Source organism: Candidatus Bartonella washoeensis Sb944nv (genome assembly GCF_000278135.1).
In the GTDB taxonomy this organism is placed as follows: Bacteria; Pseudomonadota; Alphaproteobacteria; order Rhizobiales; family Rhizobiaceae; genus Bartonella; species Bartonella washoeensis.
On sequence record NZ_JH725022.1, the window covers coordinates 232,331 to 251,564 of the forward strand.

Annotated in this window: 17 protein-coding genes; 15 read left to right on the plus strand and 2 right to left on the minus strand. The window is 39.6% G+C overall.

Annotated elements, in window-relative coordinates; translation table 11 throughout:
- Positions 1 to 123: 123 nt before the first annotated feature.
- From MCQ_RS01000 to MCQ_RS01025, 6 genes are all read left to right on the plus strand, one after another.
- Positions 124 to 975 (plus strand): S49 family peptidase, encoded by an 852-nt coding sequence (locus MCQ_RS01000; protein ID WP_006923000.1) that lies wholly within the window; start codon positions 124 to 126, stop codon positions 973 to 975.
- 256 nt (positions 976 to 1,231) lie between these two features.
- Entirely contained in the window at positions 1,232 to 2,140 is a 909-nt protein-coding gene (locus tag MCQ_RS01005; RefSeq protein WP_006923001.1) for a 4-(cytidine 5'-diphospho)-2-C-methyl-D-erythritol kinase, read from the plus strand.
- Between the two features lie 253 nt (positions 2,141 to 2,393).
- Positions 2,394 to 3,065: a ribonuclease HII gene (locus tag MCQ_RS01010; protein ID WP_006923003.1), complete on the plus strand. Its 672-nt coding sequence runs from the start codon at positions 2,394 to 2,396 to the stop codon at positions 3,063 to 3,065.
- Positions 3,062 to 4,024, plus strand: a complete 963-nt coding sequence (locus MCQ_RS01015) for an L-threonylcarbamoyladenylate synthase (protein WP_006923005.1) — start codon at positions 3,062 to 3,064, stop codon at positions 4,022 to 4,024. The genes MCQ_RS01010 and MCQ_RS01015 overlap by 4 nt, the downstream gene beginning before the upstream one ends.
- A gap of 2 nt (positions 4,025 to 4,026) precedes the next feature.
- On the plus strand, positions 4,027 to 5,436 hold the full coding sequence (locus MCQ_RS01020) for an FAD-binding oxidoreductase (RefSeq protein WP_006923007.1): 1,410 nt from the start codon (positions 4,027 to 4,029) through the stop codon (positions 5,434 to 5,436).
- Between the two features lie 150 nt (positions 5,437 to 5,586).
- Complete coding sequence (locus MCQ_RS01025; RefSeq protein ID WP_006923009.1) at positions 5,587 to 6,114, plus strand: DUF6101 family protein; 528 nt, start codon at positions 5,587 to 5,589, stop codon at positions 6,112 to 6,114.
- 552 nt (positions 6,115 to 6,666) lie between these two features.
- On the opposite strand, the gene purD is transcribed toward MCQ_RS01025, so the two are convergent.
- Positions 6,667 to 7,941 (minus strand): phosphoribosylamine--glycine ligase, encoded by a 1,275-nt coding sequence (gene purD / locus MCQ_RS01030; RefSeq protein ID WP_006923012.1) that lies wholly within the window; start codon positions 7,939 to 7,941, stop codon positions 6,667 to 6,669.
- A gap of 90 nt (positions 7,942 to 8,031) precedes the next feature.
- On the opposite strand from purD, the gene ubiA reads away from it, so the two are divergent.
- Positions 8,032 to 9,036 (plus strand): 4-hydroxybenzoate octaprenyltransferase, encoded by a 1,005-nt coding sequence (gene ubiA, locus MCQ_RS01035; RefSeq protein WP_006923014.1) that lies wholly within the window; start codon positions 8,032 to 8,034, stop codon positions 9,034 to 9,036.
- 467 nt (positions 9,037 to 9,503) lie between these two features.
- Here ubiA and pdxH read toward each other — a convergent pair whose 3' ends face one another.
- The gene (gene pdxH / locus MCQ_RS01040; protein WP_006923016.1) at positions 9,504 to 10,127 is read right to left on the minus strand and encodes a pyridoxamine 5'-phosphate oxidase; all 624 of its coding nucleotides are present in this window, start codon (positions 10,125 to 10,127) and stop codon (positions 9,504 to 9,506) included.
- 322 nt (positions 10,128 to 10,449) lie between these two features.
- Between pdxH and MCQ_RS01045 the strand changes: the two genes are divergently transcribed.
- The 8 genes from MCQ_RS01045 to MCQ_RS01080 all read left to right on the plus strand — a co-directional run bounded on the left by MCQ_RS01045 (position 10,450) and on the right by MCQ_RS01080 (position 19,064).
- Positions 10,450 to 11,352, plus strand: coding sequence for a DnaJ C-terminal domain-containing protein (locus MCQ_RS01045; protein ID WP_006923018.1), 903 nt, complete (start codon positions 10,450 to 10,452; stop codon positions 11,350 to 11,352).
- A gap of 121 nt (positions 11,353 to 11,473) precedes the next feature.
- The gene (fabI, locus tag MCQ_RS01050) at positions 11,474 to 12,292 is read left to right on the plus strand and encodes an enoyl-ACP reductase FabI (RefSeq protein WP_006923019.1); all 819 of its coding nucleotides are present in this window, start codon (positions 11,474 to 11,476) and stop codon (positions 12,290 to 12,292) included.
- A 144-nt stretch (positions 12,293 to 12,436) separates the two neighbouring features.
- A complete protein-coding gene (gene aroC / locus MCQ_RS01055) occupies positions 12,437 to 13,525 on the plus strand; it encodes a chorismate synthase (RefSeq protein WP_006923020.1) in 1,089 nt (362 codons plus the stop codon).
- A 15-nt stretch (positions 13,526 to 13,540) separates the two neighbouring features.
- Positions 13,541 to 14,653 carry a 3,4-dihydroxy-2-butanone-4-phosphate synthase gene (gene ribB, locus MCQ_RS01060; protein WP_006923021.1) on the plus strand — a complete coding sequence of 371 codons (1,113 nt, stop codon included), beginning with the start codon at positions 13,541 to 13,543 and terminating at the stop codon, positions 14,651 to 14,653.
- 7 nt (positions 14,654 to 14,660) lie between these two features.
- Positions 14,661 to 14,915, plus strand: coding sequence for an exodeoxyribonuclease VII small subunit (locus MCQ_RS01065; RefSeq protein ID WP_006923022.1), 255 nt, complete (start codon positions 14,661 to 14,663; stop codon positions 14,913 to 14,915).
- Between the two features lie 228 nt (positions 14,916 to 15,143).
- Positions 15,144 to 17,066 (plus strand): 1-deoxy-D-xylulose-5-phosphate synthase, encoded by a 1,923-nt coding sequence (dxs, locus tag MCQ_RS01070; RefSeq protein ID WP_006923023.1) that lies wholly within the window; start codon positions 15,144 to 15,146, stop codon positions 17,064 to 17,066.
- Between the two features lies 1 nt (position 17,067).
- Complete coding sequence (locus MCQ_RS01075) at positions 17,068 to 17,814, plus strand: TlyA family RNA methyltransferase (RefSeq protein WP_006923024.1); 747 nt, start codon at positions 17,068 to 17,070, stop codon at positions 17,812 to 17,814.
- Positions 17,811 to 19,064, plus strand: a complete 1,254-nt coding sequence (locus MCQ_RS01080) for a class I SAM-dependent RNA methyltransferase (RefSeq protein ID WP_006923025.1) — start codon at positions 17,811 to 17,813, stop codon at positions 19,062 to 19,064. The genes MCQ_RS01075 and MCQ_RS01080 overlap by 4 nt, the downstream gene beginning before the upstream one ends.
- Positions 19,065 to 19,234: the final 170 nt, after the last annotated feature.

Genomic DNA, 19,234 nt, shown 5'->3' on the forward strand with positions numbered 1-19,234 from the left:
TTAATTTTGAGCCGACTTGGGTTTATGATTTAGGCTTTTATTGGCACTTTATATGTACAGTTATGGTCTTTTTTATCTCCCTTGCTTATTTGGCTCACTCTAACTTATAAAGGAAATTCTATTTTGATTGACGTTATCAAAAATCTTGTTCCCCGTCGTTTTGGTTCTAGTAAACTTGAAATCCCTATTGTGCGCCTTCATGGAGCGATTATGGATTCAACTTCATTGATGGCGCGTACGCTTTCACTAGGCAAGTGTGCAAACCTTTTAGAGAAGGCTTTTGCTTATAAAAAAGCGCCGGCTGTTGCCCTTATTATTAATTCTCCAGGTGGCTCTCCTGTCCAATCTCGGCTTATCTTTAAACGTATTCGTGATTTAGCAGAGGAAAAAAATAAAAAGGTTCTTGTATTTATTGAAGATATAGCAGCATCAGGGGGCTATATGATTGCTTGTGCTGGAGATGAAATTTTTGCCGATCCTTCTTCCATTGTTGGTTCTATCGGGGTTGTTTCAGCTTCCTTTGGTTTTCCTGAACTTTTGAAGAAAATTGGCGTTGAGCGACGTGTTTATACAGCAGGAAAGAACAAAGTTGCATTGGATCCATTTCAGCCAGAAAAGAAGGCAGATATTGAACATTTGAAATCTTTGCAAGTTGAAGTGCACCAAACATTTATCGATTTAGTTAAGGAGCGGCGAGCATCGAAGTTATCAGATGACCAAAATATTTTTACAGGAATGTTTTGGAGCGGAAAGAAAGGTGTTGAACTAGGTTTGATTGATGGATTGAATGATGTGCGCTCTGTACTTAAAGAGCGGTTTGGTAACGATACGAAGCTTCGCTTAATTTCTCCTCCGAAAAGTTTTTTAGGACCTAAAGCTCCTTCAGGGGTTACAGCTAATGCGATTTATACAGCGGTTGATAGTGCATGGATGGCAGCACAAGAGCGGGCACTCTGGCAGCGTTATGGTTTGTGACTAGAAGTATGTTTTGATATGTGCCAGCTTATCGTTAGTAATTTTGCCTAAAGATGATTGTGGATGGAAAAGGACTTTAGATGATACGATTAATTGCATCAAGTTTAATTGTGATTATAGCTCTTTACATTTACTGTTTTTTTAGGAAGCGATTACACAGGATATTACAGCATATTTTTTGTGCAGAAAAAAAACCATATGTAGAGATAAGAGCTACATTGGTGAAAGATCCGCACACTGGTAAATATTACGTCAGATGATATCAGATGTACAAACTTCATTCAGAGGGCATTCTTACATATTTACACCCATTAAAGTGAACTTAGCTTTACATGTTGTGGGGCAGCGCACTGATGGTTATCATTTAATAGAAAGTTTGGTCTATTTTAGTCTCAGCGGTGATTGTTTAAGCTATGCGCCCTTTGGAAATGATCATTTTGTTTTAACAGGTCCTTTTGCTGATGGGCTTGTTTCTGATACAGGCAATTTAGTTGTTCGCGCACATAACTTGATGCGTAAGACATTTCCTGAACATGCTAAGCCTGCCTTTTTTCGACTTGTTAAAATGTTGCCGGTTGCTTCGGGGATTGGAGGCGGTTCGGGTGATGCTGCTGGTGTTTTAAGCATATTGCGTCAGCAATGGAACCTTGATTTCTCTTGTGAAAAATTAGCGGAAATGAGTTTAGTACTTGGTGCTGATGTGCCAATGTGTCTTTTCGCATTGGAATATCAACAGCCGCTTTTTGTTAAAGGAATTGGGCAAGATATAACACGATTCAAGGAAGCCTGTTCTCTTGCAATGGTATTGGTTAATCATGGGCAACATCTTGCAACGGAAGCTGTTTTTAAAGCTTTAGAGAAGCGCGATCATTCTCCCTTGAAAATTGATCCAGCAGCTCTGAAGACAGTTTATTCATTGGTTGAAGCTTTGCAAAAGACGCGTAACGACCTTTTTGCTCCTGCATTAAAAATTGCGCCTCGACTGTCTAAAGTTTTATCTGCATTAGATAAGAGTGGAGCTATTTTTTCTCGCATGTCTGGGGCTGGTGCAACTTGCTTTGGAATTTTTAAAGATCAGCAAGCAGCCCAAAATGCTGCTCTTTTTATCAAATCGATGCATCCAGATTGGTTTGTTAAACCTGTCATAACTTTAGGAACGCTTTAAAGGAGATGATATAAAATAAGAGTTTGCTTAGTAACGATGATGTTGCATGCAACAACTGGGTAATTTTTAGAACTTGTGTTTTTCAGGTTTACATGGAGGCTGTAAAAAGCGGTAAGAGACTGGGTATCCATTAGATATTTCATGAATTTAGTTTTTTCTTTTTTGTATTAGTATGAGGTGTATAGAAATACAGTGGATGCGCTATTTTTGCTGTAGGGCTTGCAGAAAATGGGCGGTGGTGCAAAAATAGAGTATGCCTCATCGTATCGATAACTTATCAAACATATTTAATCTACCGCGGAAGCCAGACTTTTTGTGCGAATTGAATTTGCAGAAACAGGGTTTTTTTCATATAGCAGGCGTTGATGAAGTTGGACGTGGTCCTCTTGCCGGACCCGTAGTAACTGCAGCAGTTATTTTAGATAAAGACCATATTCCGGATGGATTGAATGATTCCAAAAAACTTTCTGTCAAACGACGGAATGGACTTTATTATGAAATTTTGCAAAGAGCGTTAGCCGTTTCGATTGCTAGCCTTTGTGCTCGTACGGTTGATCAGTCTGATATTAGAAAAGCAACTTTAGAAGCAATGCGTCGTTGTATTACAGGACTAGCCGTTCCAGCCCACTATGCACTGATTGATGGGCGTGATATTCCTTTACAGTTGCCATGTCCGGCAACTGCTTTGATTAAAGGTGATCAGCGTTCGGCTTCAATTGCAGCAGCATCCATTATTGCGAAAGTAACACGTGATCGGATGATGGAAAATGCAGGTCAGGTTTATAAAGGTTATGGTTTAGAGAAGCATGTTGGTTATGCAACGCTAGCGCATCGTTTAGCTCTTGCTAAATATGGTCCAGTTGTTGGATTGCACCGCTATAGTTTTTCACCACTCAAAGAGCGCTATAGGAATGATATCTCATGACGATTTTGCCTTTCAACAGTGCTTCGATAAAAGAGGCCGTTGCATTTCTGGAACGGGGAAAATTAGTAGCACTGCCGACAGAAACTGTCTACGGATTGGCTGGTGATGCAACCAATGGGAGAGCAGTAGCGTCTATTTTTTCTGCAAAGAAGCGACCGCAATTTAATCCTCTTATTGTTCATGTGAGTAGTATCATTATGGCTGAACGCTACGTAGAAATTGATCGTCTCTCGCGTCGATTAATGGAAGTGTTTTGGCCAGGGCCTTTGACATTAGTCTTACCTTTAAAGACACATCATAATATCCATCCTTTAGCGACTTCTGGTCTTAATACATTGGCTGTCCGTTTTCCAGATAGCGGTTTTGCGGAAGTTGTACGATGTTTTGGCCGACCTTTAGCTGCTCCTAGTGCGAATCAATCAGGACGTCTGAGCCCGACTTCTGCTGAAGCTGTTTTTGCGTCTTTAGGGCTATCTGTTCCTTTAATACTTGATGGAGGGTTTTCTAAGATAGGGCTTGAATCAACGATCATTAAGGTTTGTGATGAAAGTGTTTATCTTTTGCGTCCTGGGGGGCTCGCTGCTGAAGAAATTGAAAAAGTCATAGGAAAATCACTAAAACGGCGTGATCAGTGGACAGCAATTGAAGCACCAGGTATGTTAAAGTCGCATTATGCGCCCAATGCTGCGGTTCGTTTGAATGTGCAAAATGTGGAAAGCGGCGAAGCTCTTTTGGCATTTGGTCCCAAACGCACTATGGGTGTTGAAAATGCCATTTCTGTTTTAAATCTTAGCGAGAGTGGGCAGTTAGAAGAGGCGGCAGCTCATTTATTTGAATATATAAAGCAATTGGATTCACTCAAGGTGAAATCTATTGCAGTAGAATCCATCCCATCATACGGATTAGGTGAGGCTATCAACGATCGTTTAGTACGTGCAGCGGCTCCAAAGGAGAAATAAAAATGGAGCAGGATTTAATTGAGAGATTTAGAAAAATTGTTGGTGTTGCAAACGCTATAACAGATCAGGTATTAATTGCACCGTATTTACTTGAAGAGCGCGGACGGTTTCATGGAAAAACACCATTACTTTTACGGCCATCTTCTTGCGCAGAGGTCTCATCAATTATGCAGTTGGCTAGCCAGACCCGCACACCGATTGTGCCTCAGGGTGGAAATACAGGTCTTGTAGGTGGTCAACAGCCAGATGAAAATGGGTATGGTGTTCTTTTATCTATGGAGCGATTGAACAAGATTAGATGTATGAGTCTTAAGGGTAATTTTGCTGTGGTGGAAGCTGGTGTTATTTTACAGGACTTACAGAAAAAAGTGGATGAATGGGGTCGTTTTTTTCCTCTTTCTTTGGCTTCAGAAGGTTCTTGCCAAATAGGTGGAAACCTTTCATCTAATGCTGGAGGAACAGCTGTTTTAGCTTATGGCAATATGCGTGAGCTTTGTCTTGGTTTAGAAGTCGTTTTGCCTGATGGACGTATTTTGGATGATTTACGTTTTGTGAAGAAAGACAATAGTGGCTATGATTTGAAAAATCTTTTCATTGGTGCAGAGGGCACTTTAGGAGTTATAACAGCAGCCGTTTTAAAGCTTTTTCCAAAGGTGAAAGGAAAAGCAGTTGCTTTTGTAGGATTACATAGTCCAGTGAAGGCTCTAGAGTTTTTATCTCTTGCTCAATCTCAGGGAGGGGGAATGTTGACTGGTTTTGAGCTTATGTCAAAACTGAGCTTGCAGCTGTCCTTAAGCTATAATACGTGCGAGAAATCCCCTTTTGAACATGAGCATGAATGGTATGTATTGATTAATATTTCATCATTGCAGGGTGATGATGAGGCGTTATCAGTGTTAAGTACTATCTTGGAAGAAGCGTTAAATAATGCTGTGATAGAAGATGCAGTTATTGCGCAATCGTTAAAGCAGCAAGATTTTTTTTGGCAATTACGTGAAAGTGTGTCATATGCACAGAAATTAGCGGGTGGATCTATTAAGCACGACATTGCGGTACCTATTGATTCTATTCCTGATTTTATCGCTGAGGCAGCTCTTATTGTTGAAGAGATTGTTCCAGGAGCGCGGGTGGTTTGTTTTGGCCATTTAGGTGACGGGAACCTTCATTACAATATTACGCAGCCTATTGGGGCTGATCCTGCAGTATTTTTACAATTATGGTCACAAATGAATCACCGGATTCATAGTTTAGTAATGCATTATCAAGGTACATTTTCTGCTGAACATGGAATTGGTCAGCTTAAACGTGAAGAACTTCGCACTTTCAAATCACCTGTTGCATTGGACATTATGCAGAAGATTAAGGAAATACTTGACCCTTTAGGAATTATGAATCCTGGAAAAATCTTATAATTCAAGAGTGATAAACTTTGTCATGTGTTTTTGTTTAGATTTCAATAACCAAAAAAGAAATCAGTTGTTTTTTATTCAATCTTTTAATAATCCGGTGGGGAAAAGCTGTTAGAGGGTGTATATTATTAAAATAAATTGGGACACTTTAATATGGCTAATCAATGCTTTAATCAGGCAAAAGCGGGGCTTGAATTTCGGTTAGATCCGTGCCATTTGCCACAAACGACAACGTATTTTTCATTGAAAACGGGCAATAAAATAATTTGTTCGTTGAGTGAACGCGGGGTTTTTTTAAAAATTGATTCTCCCTCAAACTTATCTCGTTTAATACTGGCTTATCATTTCAGAGGGATTGCAGCACGTACAGTGAAAACACGTTCGGGAGAAAGAGCAGTTGCATTAGAGTTGCTTCATACAGATGAAGAGGCTTGTATTCCGCTTTTAGTTTCTAGAGATTTGAATAATGTTCTTCTGGATTGGCGATTATGGGCCGATACTTATGACCTCCCTATGCTTATGATCAATGAAGATAATAGTATTATGGTTGTTAAAGATCGTTCTGATTTACGTCAATTTTTTTGTACAACACTGCATTCTAAACAAAGACGCTTTTTACTGCGTTATAGAAATCCCTTGGGTCTGCGTTTAATGATCGCGAATCGGATTTTGCTACATTAATATTGATGCGCATACATTTTTTACTATTGTTCTGCTGGATGTATTTATTTTTTTGCGATATTTTGCATTGTTTGAAATATCGTATTAGCAGGCATGAACTGTTTTAAATGTTTTCTCCGTTGTTGTTACAATACTAACGCTTTTTTCCAGAATCTCAGTTATCAGCTTTGAATAACATTGGGGACACCTTATTGCTGCAGCTAGGCTTTGATTTTGCGGCATAATTGAAACATTTGTAGGGGGATTTTAAATGAATTTTTTTATAGCTTTCTCGGTACAAAGACAATGACAATCCATGAGATGCTTATTTCAAGTTTAATTAAGCGAAAGGCTGTTTGTAAAAAATGATGAACAAATGGGTCTTAAATAAACATGACAAGAGATGATGATTGAAAAGTGATGATCACAATTTCATAATTAGGAAAATCTCTTGTTTTGTGTTGAGCACAATATTTTATTTTTTAAGGAAAATGCAATATTGTGAGCAATACAGAAGAGTTAGCAAATTTGTATACCATGCTATCAAGTCATAAAAAAGAATCTTCAAAGGATTTAGCTTTCTCGCGCAATTGCTCGCCATCCGATATCACGGCGAACAAAGCCTTCTGGCCAATCAATACAATCAACAGCTTCATAGGCACGTTTTTGCGCTTGCGTAACGTTTTCTCCTGTTGCTGTTATATTTAAAACGCGTCCACCATGAGCAATGAGTTCTCCATTGCGTAGTGCTGTGCCGGCTTGAAAAACTTTTACATCAGAAAGAGCGTTGACCTTATCAACATTACGAATGACAGTACCTTTTTGAGGAGCGTCTGGGTAACCGTTAGCAGCCATAACAACGGTTAAGGCAGTTTTTTCAGACCACTGAAGGGGTTTGTTTTCAAGGTTTCCCTGGGCTGCGGTGAGAAGAAGCGGAAGAATATCATCTTTTAAGCGCATCATTAAAACCTGACATTCGGGATCACCGAATCGTACATTAAATTCAATTAATTCCGGTCCTTTTTGCGTTATCATTAATCCAACGAAGAGAATACCTTTAAAGGGAGCGCCCATTTTATTCATACCGGACAAAGCTGGTTCAACAATTTCTTTGAGGGTACGATTAACCATTTCTTGGGTCATGATGGGGGCTGGTGAATAAGCTCCCATGCCACCGGTATTAGCTCCTATATCACCATCACCAACACGTTTATGATCTTGTGCAGATCCAAAGGGAAGAGCAATTTTGCCATCACAAAGACAGAAGAAGCTTGCTTCTTCACCTTCAAGAAAGGATTCTATAACGATTTTTTCTCCTGCATCGCCAAAGGCACTTTTCAAACAGGCATCAACTGCCTTAAATGCTTCTTCCATTGTCATTGCAACAACCACACCTTTACCAGCAGCTAAGCCATCGGCTTTAATGACAATAGGGACCCCTTGTTGACGAATGTAGTCTTTAGCTTTGGAAGCATCATGAAAGCATTGGTAAGTTCCTGTCGGAATGTTATTCTGACGACATAAATCTTTTGTGAATGATTTTGAACCTTCCAGCTGAGCAGCTTTTTGAGTAGGTCCAAATACACAGATGTTAGCGCGATTAAGGGAGTCTGTTATACCTGCAACCAGTGGTGCTTCTGGTCCAACAACGACAAGATCAATAGAATGTGTGTTGCAAAAATCAATGACGAGAGGATGATTATCAATGTTTAAATCAATATTTTCACCAAATTCTTTTGTTGCAGGATTTCCAGGAGCGCAATATAATTTTTTTAGCAGTGGCGATGCTGCTATTTTCCATGCTAAAGCATGTTCTCGTCCGCCTGAACCGATAAGAAGAATGTTCATTGTTTGTTCCTATCATAGAATATGACCAAATCAGTTTCTTGTCATAAGAGTGAAATGCTTCTATCGCAAGACTAAAGGTGAAGCCATTTGATGAAAAAAAGTAAGAATATTACACATATTCAATCTTGTGAGAGTCAGGGAAGGGTTATAGATGCTCCTTCCAACCAATGGGTCTACCATTTGCTGCCTCCTTCTTTGTGGTTTTATGCTCAATTGGCACGTTGGGATCGGCCTATCGGATGGCAGTTGTTGATGTGGCCTTGTTTCTGGTCAACGACAATGGCTCTTCTTTCTTATGAGATGCATCGGTACTCTCTTTTATCAATGTTAATGAATTGGTTTTGGTATCTTTTTCTTTTTTTTCTAGGTTCTATAGCTATGCGGGGTGCGGGGTGCACTTGGAATGATCTTATTGATCATAAAATTGATTCTAAGGTAGAACGGACACGTTCTCGTCCATTGCCAACAGGCCATGTAAGCCGATTCCAGGCAAAAGTTTTTATATTGGTGCAATGTTTGGTTGGTTTAGGTGTTTTATCGCAATTTAATAGATATAGTTTTTTTCTAGGTCTCTCATCATTAGTGGCGGTTGCACTTTATCCTTTTATGAAACGCATAACATATTGGCCACAATTTTTTTTAGGTATTGCATTTAATTGGGGGGCATTAATGGGATGGGCAGTTGTGTTTGGAAGTCTGAATTGGGCTCCGATCTTACTTTATGTAGGATCAATCTTATGGACAATAGGGTATGATACAATTTACGCGCATCAAGATAAGGAGGATGATGCTACTGTTGGCGTACTTTCCACAGCACTTCTCTTTGGTAAAGCCACCAAACGTGCTTTGGTATTTTTGTATAGTGGTTTTGTGGTCTTCGTTAGCTTAGCATTTTATTTAGCACAGGTTCCCATTCTTAGTTTTTTTGGCATTCTTGTTGCAAGTATCCATATGTTTATTCAAATTAAAGTTCTTGATATCGATGACAATTCACAATGCCTAAAGCTTTTCAAATCGAATTCATTTATTGGTTTTGTGATTTTTGCTGGTTTGGTATGCGGTGGTATAGGAATGATACTTCATCCTATTATTTAACAAAAAGTTAAAAAATAAAATCGTATGTTATGTGATGCTTGAAAGTAAAGAGAATGAAAACCTAAGGTTTTTCTCATTGATTTTTAATTTTTTTCTTTTAGTCTTAGAGCTCTTTTTCGTGCGCAATTGCTATTTTTTAGAAATAAATTAAAAATAATCTCTTATTCTAATTTTATTTTTCCGAACTTCAGAATGTGCAAGATCATCTTACCTTTTTAAGCTCTGTTTGAACACCGCTGATCACCTTACGGAGGTTCTCATAAAACAGCATTTTCATTGGGATAGGGCTTATAACTGTAACCTTTCTATCAAATGGTATAGTAGGTGAAAGATCGTTTCAAATAAGTTTTATGGTAAAAATGCAATTCTCCGATTTAAACTGAAATTAATAATCTATTCTTAGTTTTGTGAATAGCTGTTTAGTCTTTATATAAACAAAGGCTTCATGCTCTTTAATGCCTGAAGAATTAGGGATAAAGCTGTTGTCTTTGCCAATCGACATTTTCAACAGAATCGCGTGTAAAGAGTAGACGATCATGTAAACGAAACGGACGGTCACGCCAGAATTCAATAGAAAGGGGTTTAACACGAAAACCAGACCAATAAGATGGGCGTGGTATATTACCTACTGCATAATGAGCAGTATATTTGGCAATTGCTTTTTTGAGGGCAAAACGGTTTTCTAATGGCTGAGATTGTTTGGATGCCCATGCGCCAATTCGACTGCCACGTGGTCGCGATTGGAAATACGCATCTGCTTCTTGAGGTGTAACCTTTTCAACGATTCCTCTAATTCTGACTTGACGGCGAAGCGATTTCCAATGAAAACTTAATGATGCTTTCATTGATTTTAAAATTTCTTGTCCTTTGCGGCTTTCATAATTGGTATAGAAGACGAATCCTTGGGGACTGTAGTCTTTGAGAAGAACCATACGAACATTAGGCAAGCCTGTTTCATCAACTGTTGCTAATGCCATAGCGTTGGGATCATTTATTTCGCTCGCAGTTGCCTCTTCAAGCCATTTTGCGAAGAGTGCGAAAGGTTTTTCCATTTGCATGAAGTCATTGTCTGTTTGTTCTTTATTGCTCATAGTATCTCCGAACATCAGTGAGCACGAGTGAGGCATTCTTTAAGTTATTCTATCATAGAGAGGTAAAGCGCTATTTTTTCTCTTTCAAAAAATCAATTCTGTTATGTATTTTTATAGTGTTTTAATTATTTTTTCTTTAGCATTGAATGGGATGCGCTATATTAAAAAAATGTCTATTGTAGATGGTATTTTAGTTTCTTTATAGACATTATAAACATAAACAGAGAAAATTATTCTCTAAAATAGACTGATTAAGCTATGAAGGATATTAAATAACACATCAGTTGATATTTTGAGAACAAAAAAGTGAAAAGAGGACAATATGCGTGATCCCTACACAATTTTGGGTGTGACACGTACCGCGAAACCGCAAGAGATTAAATCGGCATTCAGAAGACTAGCAAAGAAGTATCATCCAGACCATAATATGGATGATGCAAAAGCTAAAGAAAAGTTTGCTGAAATTAATCAAGCTTATGAAATTATAGGGGATAAAGACAAAAAAGCACAATTTGACCGTGGTGAAATTGATATGGAGGGAAAACCACTTTATCAAACTTATGGTGCTGGTGAAAATTTTAGCAATAGACACAATCCTTTTTCACGAGGAGCGAAGGGTTTTGATTTTGGTTCTTCAGGTGGTGCAGATTTTGATGCGAGCGATATTTTTCGTGATCTGTTTGGAGGAAAAGGGAGCTTTTCAAATTCTGCACAATATAATCGGTCTCAACAAGGGGCTCATGTTCGTGCAAATCTTGCGATAACATTGGAGCAGATGGTTGGTGCAGAAAAGGTGGAAGCAGTTTTTCCTAATGGGAAAAAGTTAAAAATTAAGCTGCCAGACTATGTTGAAGATGGGCAAACCATTCGTTTAAAAGGCCAGGGAGAAGAGGTGGCTTACGGACAAGCAGGAGATGCATTGATAACTATTCATATTCAAAAACATCCTCGCTTGCGGCTTGAAGGAAGGGCTCTTCATCTTGATTTACCAGTTCCCCTTAAACATGCTGTTCTTGGAGCAAAAGAAGAAGTTGAGACTTTGGAAGGGCGGGTGGTTTTAACTATTCCTGCGTGGTCAAGTTCTGATCGTGTTTTACGGTTGAAAGGAAAAGGACTCCGTTTAAAAAATGGTAAAAGAGACGATCTTTATGTGCATGTTCGTGTCATGTTGCCAGAAGGTGGCGATGCCGCGTTAGAACAGTTTTTGCAAATGCAGAAAGAATAATTTTTAACTGTATAAACGCTGCAGTTTTGGTTTGCTTTTAAAGCAATCACTTGAAGAAAAAGTTGACCTATGCCATAGGCAGATAAATAATATTAATTCGAGTAGTAACGGGGCAGTGCTAATGGCTAAGGGTAATGGTTTATTGTACGGCAAGCGTGGTTTAATTTTGGGATTGGCCAATAATCGTTCTATCGCTTGGGGCATAGCTAAAGCGGCGAGTAACGCAGGTGCGGAGCTCGCTTTTACCTATCAAGGTGAGGCGATGAAAAAGCGTGTTGAGCCTTTGGCTGAGGAAGTAAAGGGGGTTGTTTGTGGTCATTGTGATGTTTCTGATAGTGCATCAATAGATGCGGTTTTTAGAGCAATAGAGAAGAAATGGGGCAAATTAGATTTTTTAGTTCATGCTATTGGTTTTTCTGATAAGGATGAATTAAGTGGTCGTTATATTGATATTAGCGAATCGAACTTTATGATGACCATGAATATTTCTGTTTATTCCTTAACGGCTCTGACGAAGCGTGCAGAGAAATTGATGTCGGATGGTGGTTCAATTTTAACACTGACTTATTATGGTGCAGAAAAGGTTGTTCCCAATTATAATGTGATGGGAGTTGCAAAAGCGGCTCTTGAAGCAAGCGTGAAATATCTAGCAGTCGATTTAGGTCCTAAGCGTATTCGCGTTAATGCTATCTCTGCTGGGCCAATCAAAACGCTAGCTGCTTCTGGTATTGGTGATTTCCGTTATATTTTAAAATGGAATGAATATAATGCTCCCTTACGGCGTACAGTAACAATTGAAGAGGTGGGTGATTCTGCTCTTTACTTTCTTTCCGATTTGTCTCGTTCTGTTACTGGTGAAGTGCATCATGTGGATTCAGGTTATAACATCATAGGCATGAAAGCCGTTGATGCACCAGACATTTCTGTCGTTAAAGAATAAAGTTTGGTTTATAAGCCTTTAATTAACAGCAGTGATTTGACTGAATCTAAAACGGCCGAATAATATTTTGAGATAGAGGTTGTTGGTGCAAAGTTCGACATTCGCTGTCGTTGCATATATTTGACAAAGAAACGGTCATTTTTCATGTCGCATAATACATTTGGACATTTGTTTCGTGTAACAACATGGGGTGAAAGTCATGGGGTTGCTCTCGGGTGTGTCATTGATGGTTGTCCTCCGGGGATTGTTTTTACTCTGTCAGATGTTCAATCATATCTTGATAAACGCAGACCGGGACAATCCAAATATACAACGCAGCGCCGAGAATCAGATCAAGTAGAGATTCTTTCAGGAGTTATTGTCCAAGATGATGGCACGACATTCGTGACAACGGGTACGCCAATTTCTCTGTTTATTCGAAATACAGATCAACGCTCGAAAGACTATAGTTCTATTGTTCATCAGTATCGTCCAGGTCATGCGGATTATACTTATGATGTTAAATATGGCATTCGTGATTTTCGAGGTGGAGGACGTGCTTCAGCGCGTGAGACGGCAGCACGTGTTGCAGCAGGTGCACTTGCACGTAAAATTGTTCCTGGCCTGATTGTCCGGGGCGCTGTGATAGCCATTGGTCCTCATACTATTAATCGCGATCATTGGGATTGGTCAGAGGTTGATAACAATCCTTTTTTTACACCTGATGCAGAGATGGTGCGCGTTTTTAGTGATTATATTAATAAATTACGTAAAGATGGTTCATCTGTTGGTGCTGTTGTTGAGATTGTTGCAGAAAATGTTCCGGCGGGTTTGGGAGCGCCTATTTACGCAAAGCTTGATCAAGATATTGCATCATTACTCATGTCGATTAATGCAGTTAAGGGTGTTGAAATTGGTGATGGTTTTGCAGCAGCTTGCCTAAAGGGAGAAGAAAATGCAGATGAAATGCGGATGGGAAGTGATGGAAAACCACTCTTTCTGTCCAATCATGCTGGTGGTATTTTAGGTGGAATATCGAGCGGACAGCCAATTATTGCACGTTTTGCCGTGAAGCCTACTTCATCAATTTTGGTTCCCCGTCGTTCAATTGATGTTGATGGTAACAATGTAGATGTTACAACCAAGGGACGCCATGATCCATGTGTTGGAATTCGCGCTGTTCCTGTTGGTGAAGCGATGGTCGCTTGTGCTATTGCTGATCATTATTTAAGGCATCGCGGTCAGGTTGGTTGATTTGAAAGGTAAGTGATGACTTATGATCAGAAAAAAATTGTTTCTGCGCTTCGAGCTTTTGAACGCGGTGAAATTGTTGTAGTTACGGATGATGATGGCCGTGAAAATGAGGGTGATTTAACTGTTGCCGCTGTCCATTGTACAGAGGAAAAGATGGCGTTTATCATTCGCCACACAACAGGTATTGTGTGTGCACCTATGCCAAAAGAAGAAGCGCAACGGTTTCATCTTGCTCCTATGGTGCCAGATAATAATTCAGCACACCGGACCCAATTTACTGTTACTGTGGATTTTAAACATGGGATAACCACGGGTATTTCTGCACACGATCGTACATTGGCGGTTCGTAATCTTGCTAATCCCAATGCCGGTCCTCACGATTTTGTCCGTCCAGGACATATTTTCCCTTTGATTGCGCATGAAGGGGGGGTTCTGATGCGTTCAGGTCACACGGAGGCGGCTGTTGATTTATGTAAATTAGCTGGTTTGCCGCCAGTCGGTGTTATTGGTGAGTTGGTCAATGATGATGGCAGCGTTAAACACGGAGATGAAGTTACAAAATTTGCACAAGATAATCGATTGCATATGATAACGGTTGCAGATTTAATTGCTTATCGTCAGCGTAAGGAAATGTTAATCAGGCATGTTGGAGAAATGCATATTGAAACACCGGTAGGAATAGCTGTCGTTCAGAGTTATCAACTCCCTTGGGAAGCAGTTCAGCATGTTGCAATCATTTTTGGTGATATTCGTGATGGTGAAGATATCCCTGTGCGTTTGCATCGTGAAAACATTATGAATGATGTTTTTGGTCAATCATCGGATATTATCGCTATCATGCGACGTATGATGGAAAAGGAAAAACGTGGTGTTTTTGTTTATTTGCGTGAAGGATCGGTTGGTGTTGGTCACCAACCAGCTATTAGTGTTCAGAAAATGGCAAAAGAAGGTTTAGAAAACCATGTACAGGCGATTGAGCGCGAAGAAGAATGGCGCCAAATTGGTTTAGGGTCACAAATTTTGAAACATTTAGGGATTAGTTCTGTTATTGTTTACGCTTCTAAAGAGCGTCATTATGTAGGTTTAGAAGGTTTTGGGATTCGTATATCCAGAACCGATATCTTGTGAGGGTTGCATGAAACAAGAGATAAAAAAGGGGGATATTACAGCATTAAGTTTTGAGGAAGCACTTAAGCAGCTTGAAATGATTGTTGAAAATTTGGAGCGCGGTGATGTTCCTTTAGAACAATCAATTGATATTTATGAGCGTGGTGAGGCTCTTAAAAAGCATTGCGAGAGACTCTTGAAAGTAGCTGAAGCTAAAGTTGAGAAAATTCAGCTTTCAGAAGCAGGTTTTCCAGAAGGAGTAGAGCCGCTTGATCCTGAATAAATTTCAGTAATTTTTCTGTATTTTTTGAGTTAAAAAAGGTAAAGAGACCTCATTTATGGACAACAGATTTTATTAATTTCTTTTTATGTAATGAGCTGGAAATAAGAAAATCTGTAGATAATCTCGAATATGTGAAGTATTCCAGTATAAAATACGACACACTGTGAACAAAATAGAGAAAAATGTGCGCCTATCTTTTCATTCTAATAAATATAAGGAGCTCTATTTTTGTCTAAGCCAATAACGCCACTTCTTGATTGTATTCGTTTGCCACAGGATTTGCGAGCATTGCCCCAGTCTGATTTGGTGCAATTGGCTGATGAGTTGCGAGCTGAAACAATTGATGCGGTTTCGATAACAGGTGGTCATCTTGGTGCTGGGCTTGGTGTTGTTGAACTTACTGTTGCGTTGCACTATGTTTTTAATACACCTGACGATAGGATTATTTGGGATGTTGGTCATCAAACCTATCCCCATAAAATTTTGACGGGGCGTAGAAATAGAATTCGCACATTGCGTCAAGATGGTGGATTGTCAGGTTTTACCAAGCGTTCAGAAAGTGTGTATGATCCATTTGGGGCGGGACATTCTTCTACTTCTATCTCAGCCGGTCTTGGTATGGCGGTTGCTAGTGCTTTGAAGGCTGAGGAAAGGCGAAACATTATTGCTGTAATTGGTGATGGTGCTATGTCTGCTGGTATGGCTTATGAAGCGATGAATAACGCAGGCGCTTTAGATGCTCGTTTGATTGTTATCCTTAACGATAATGACATGTCTATTGCACCTCCTACAGGTGCTATGAGTGCCCATCTTGCGCGGCTTGTTTCCCGACCATCATACCGTAATTTGCGTGAACGAGTAAAGATACTAAGTGAGAAATTACCAAAGTTCTTTTTAGATAAAGCACGTCGTTCGGAAGAATTCGCACGTGGTTTTTTGGTTGGAGGAACTTTATTTGATGAGCTTGGCTTTTACTATGTTGGACCAATAGATGGCCATAATTTGGGGCATTTATTGCCTGTTTTGAAAAATGTTCGTGAATATCCTGATGGTCCTGTTTTGGTGCATGTAGTAACTCATAAGGGCAAGGGTTATGCACCTGCGGAAGCATCATCTGATAAATATCATGGTGTTAATCGTTTTGATATTGTTACAGGTAAACAGATTAAGACACAAAGCAATGCTCTTTCCTATACTAAGGTGTTTTCTAAAGCTTTAATAGAGGAAGCCAGTCATGATGATAAAATTGTTAGTATAACAGCTGCAATGCCGACAGGAACAGGTCTTGATTCTTTTGCTGAAAAATTCCCTGAAAGAATGTTTGATGTTGGTATTGCTGAGCAGCATGCGGTAACTTTTGCTGCTGGTATTGCTTGTGAAGGTTATAAACCTTTTGTTGCAATTTATTCTACTTTTTTACAACGTGCTTATGATCAGATTATTCACGATGTATCGATTCAAAAGTTACCGGTGCGTTTTGCGATTGATCGAGCAGGTTTCGTGGGGGCAGATGGTGCGACGCACGCTGGCAGTTTTGATATTGTTTTTTTGACCACTCTTCCTGAATTCGTTGTGATGGCGCCTTCTGATGAAATCGAGCTAATGCATATGGTGCGTACTGCTGCAGCTTATGATCAGGGGCCAATTTCTTTTCGTTATCCGCGTGGTGAAGGTGTTGGTATGGATTTGCCACAGCGTGGTGAGGTACTAGAGATTGGAAAAGGACGTGTTTTGCGTGAGGGAAACAGGATAGCTTTGGTTTGTTTTGGAGCGCGGATGACAGAAGTTTTGGTAGCTGCTGATGAGTTGCGTGCAGAGGGATTATCTACGACGGTTGCGGATGCACGGTTTGCAAAACCTTTGGATAAAGATTTGATGCGTCGTTTGGCACGTGAGCATGAAGTATTGGTGACAATTGAAGAAGGTGCAATGGGTGGATTTGGAGCGCATTTATTACAGTTTTTGGCGCAAGAAGGGCTTTTAGAACATGGTTTGAAAGTTCGCACATTAAAATTTCCTGATGAATATTTGAATCACGGTTCACCAAAGACAGTTCTTTCACGTATTGGGCTTGATGCTTTAGGTATTATTAATACTGTCTTTACTGCTTTAGGACGCAAAATTCGGACAGAGCAGAAAGTTCGAGTATGAAATGGGCGTTAAGAAAAGACTTGATGTTCTTTTAGTTGAAAAAAACTTTTTTACGACGCGCTCACGGGCACGTGACGCTATTATCCGCCAAACTATTAAGGTTGATGGCGAAATAATTTTAAAAGCTGGGCATATTATTTCTGATAACGCAGAAATTGTAGTTTGCGATCCTGCACAAAATTATGTTTCACGCGCGGCGTTAAAATTGATCAGTGCACTTGATGCATTTCCAATTATAACCGATAAAGTGACTGCCATTGATATTGGTGCATCGACAGGTGGTTTTACGCAAGTTCTTTTAGAGCGCGGAGCAGCTCATGTTATTGCTGTTGATGTGGGCCATAATCAATTGGATGCACGTTTATCTGGCAACAGTGCTATAACCTTATTAGAGGGCTTAAATGTTAGAGATTTGAAACAGAAACATTTAGGTGGTCGGGAAATTGATCTCATAGTATCAGATGTCAGTTTTATTTCTCTTAAACTTGCATTGCCTCCTGTTTTGTCTCTAGCTAGGAGGGGAGCTCAAGCGGTTTTATTAGTAAAGCCACAATTTGAAATTGGTCGAGAAGCTCTTGGTAAGGGTGGGATATTGAGAAATCTATCGATAGCAAAACAAACTGCTGAAGGTCTTTTTGATTGGCTAAACACTCAAAGAGGGTGGATAGCAAAAGGTTTGCTTCCTTCACCTATAGCAGGTGGTGATGGCAATGTAGAATATTTGTTATTTGGAGAAAAAAAAGAGTGAACAACAGAGTTATAATCGACCATATTGGAGCGAGAGGTTATGGTATTTCCAATACACTGTACGACTCTGTTTATGTTCCTTTTACTTTACCAGGAGAGGTGGCCACAATTACTCTTTGTGGAAAATATGGAAAACTTATTACGCTAGAAGAAAAATCACCAGAACGCATTGAAGCTCTTTGCCAACATTTTGAGAATTGTGGAGGGTGTGTGCTTCAGCATTGGCGTAGCGATGCTTATTGCTCTTGGAAACGTCAATTGGTTGTTGATGCGCTTAAAAGGTATGGGATTGATATCTTTGTCTCTCCTTTAATTGAATGTGGATATCACAGTCGCCGGCGCATCACTTTAACAGCATTAGCTACCCAGCAAGGTTGTGTTATTGGTTTTAACCGTTATCTATCTCATGATATTATTACACTTAAGGAATGCCCAGTTACACGTTTAGAGATTATGTCTAAATTAGAGGATATCAAGGTACTTTGTACTCTTGTAAGCAATCATAACAAACGGTTTCATATTACGATAACCTCTGTTGAAAATGGCTTAGACGTTGCTTTAAATGGGTGTGTTGTGCGGGAAGAGCGCATTCGTCAGAAAATGATTCATACAGCTCTTGCACGTGGAATTACACGTTTATCTGTTGAAGGTGAGGTTTTAGTTGAACGAGAAAAACCGTTTGTTTATTTCGGAGATGTTTGTGTTGAATTTCCCACTGCTGGATTTCTTCAAGCGACTTTTGAAGCAGAAAATATTATGAGCAATATTATTTTAGCTCATTTAAAAAAAGCAAAGAATGCCGTTGATTTATTTTCAGGAGTGGGAACATTTGCGTTGCGCATGGCAAAAAAAGTAAATGTTTATGCGGTAGAAAATAATGGGGCAGCATTAGCAAATTTAGATCGGGCAGCACGTTTTGCGACTGGTTTAAAAACAGTAACTTGTGAAAAACGTGATCTCTTTCGTCGTCCACTTTCTGCAAAAGAACTTGAGCGTTTTGAGTACGTTGTTTTTGATCCTCCACGCGCTGGTGCACAAGAGCAGGTGCGTGAATTGGCGAAGGCAACAATCCCACGTGTGGTGGCTGTTTCGTGCAATCCTGTTACGTTTGCTCGTGATTTATCTCTTCTTGTTGCAGGTGGTTATACAATAGAAAAAATCATACCGATTGATCAATTTTTATGGTCACCGCATGTTGAAATTGTTGCTGTTTTGCGTAAGCGTAGAATGAATAAAAGTTGGAAACTTTAGCTTAGAAGGATACAAAAAATTGTTGAGTGAAAGACCTTTGATGAGATTCTCTAGCCTTCGTTAAACTTTGAGATAAGAGATAAAGTGGTGGGAAAATTTCATTTGTAAAGAACAGAACCGTTACGAAGGAAAGGCATGGCATCAAGTGCAGGAATTGGCGAGTAATCTAA